At 71.8% G+C, this 1,786-nt stretch carries 1 protein-coding gene; it reads right to left on the bottom strand.

The window, feature by feature from the left end:
• Positions 1-159: 159 nt before the first annotated feature.
• On the bottom strand, positions 160-1,695 hold the full coding sequence (locus Q0112_RS03815; RefSeq protein ID WP_297971624.1) for an ISNCY family transposase: 1,536 nt from the start codon (positions 1,693-1,695) through the stop codon (positions 160-162).
• Positions 1,696-1,786: the final 91 nt, after the last annotated feature.

Raw genomic sequence — 1,786 nt, 5'->3', positions numbered from 1 at the left:
AAACGACATCAGGAACTGGGCCAGCCTGTTGCCTCACCCTCGAGTGTTACCGAAGGTCGATGGATGTTGCACCTGCATGGTAGTCCACAGGAGGGACCCGCGCGCCGGCGCGCGACCGCCACGAGTCTGGCGTGGCGGCGCGCGGGAGGTTCCTGTGGGCTACCATGCAGGCGTGGGCGCGGCCGTCGCCATCGCCGCTTCCAGGGCTGCGGTCCCGCTACGGATGAGCCGCGTCGCCTGGTCCGCCCGCCATGCTCTCACCATCCGCTGAACGGTCCGGAGATGCTTCTCCGTGAAGCGATCCGGGTGGCGCGCCCTCAGCCTCGCCAGCACCTCGACGGCGGTGATTTCCGGCTCGGCGTCGAGCCAGAGATCGATTTCGCAGCGGTGCGCATCCAGCATCGACGGCCGCTTCGGGATCGGCTTCACCCGCCTGTAGGGCCGGCAGTGGATCGGACGCTGTTCGCCGCGCCGCGCGGCGTCCTCGAGCGCGGCCGCGATGTCGATGACGATCGGCGCATTGGCCTCCACCGGACCGGTCCCTCGCTGATCCACCCGCCCGCCGAGCTCGGCCTGAGCGGCGCGGATCGCGGCGAGGGCGATCACAGGATCGGCTCTGCTCCGAAGGTCTTCGATCCGCCGGGCGCTGGCCGCGTCCAGCCGGCCGCTCGCCAGCGTCCGGTCCGCCGGCGTGGCCGGCGCATGCCAGCGCTTCGTGACCCTGGCACCGATGCGGGTCCTCTCGCGCAGCTTGAAGCTCGGCTGGAACAGGTTCACGTGCAGCCGGGCGGCGGCGTAGAGCCGGACGAGCGCCGCGGCGGAGGCTGCTCCCTCGAACCGCCCGTACCCCACCAGCCGGCGTACGATCGCGCCGTTCTTCTGCTCCACCCAGGCCTGGTCGTTCTTGCGGTACGCCCGAGAGCGCGTCACCTCGAGGCCCCTTGCCCGGCACCAGTCGACCACCGGCGCGTTCATGAAGGCGCCGTCGTTGTCGAAGTCGACGCCCTTCAGCGGGAACGGGAAGAGCCCCTCGGCGATCTGCAGCGCTTCGAGCGCGAGCGCACCGGCGCGCATGACCACGGGCACGCACTCGGTCCAGCCGGTCGCGATGTCGGTGAGGACCATCGTCTGCACGAAGGCGCCGGTGGCGCTCGGTCCGGAGTGCGCGACGAAGTCCACCTCGACGAAGCCCGGCGGCGGATCGCCCCAGTCCGCGAAGGTGCGCACCGGCACGGACCGGCGCACGGCCGAGCTGAACCCGGCGCGCCGACGCCTTCCCTGCGCCGCGGCGATCCGGAGCTCCGAGAGCAACCGGTCGATCGTCGCCGGGCTGACGGAAAGCAGCGCCGCGCGCAGCTCCTCGTCGACCACGATCTGCCCATGCCGCTCCAGGGCCGGCAGCAGCACCGGGATCATCGGCTTCAGGCGCTTCGAGCAGACGCGGTCCGACGCCTCCCACAGCAGGACCAGCGCCTCGGCGACGGCGCGGCCGTAACGCGCCTTCGGGCGGCCCCGCAGCCGGCGGCTGGCGTTCTTCGCCGACAAGAGGCGGATCGCATGCTTCCGATGCAGGCCGGTCACCGCGACGAACTCGTCGAGGATCGCGCCCTTCGCAGTCTTGCCGCTCGCCAGGTAGCGCTCCCGGATCGCCGCCGTCACCTCTGCTCGCGCCGCCATGCTGATCGTCCCCGCCATCGCCCCGCCGCCCGCGACCGACCCGCGACCCGGGTCGCGGGACCGTCACCCGGCGGGCATCCTTCGGTCACCTTTCATGCGAGGCAATGCG

The organism is uncultured Amaricoccus sp. (genome assembly GCF_937858865.1).
In the GTDB taxonomy this organism is placed as follows: Bacteria; Pseudomonadota; Alphaproteobacteria; order Rhodobacterales; family Rhodobacteraceae; genus Amaricoccus.
This window is presented reverse-complemented; position numbering and strand designations above follow the sequence as displayed.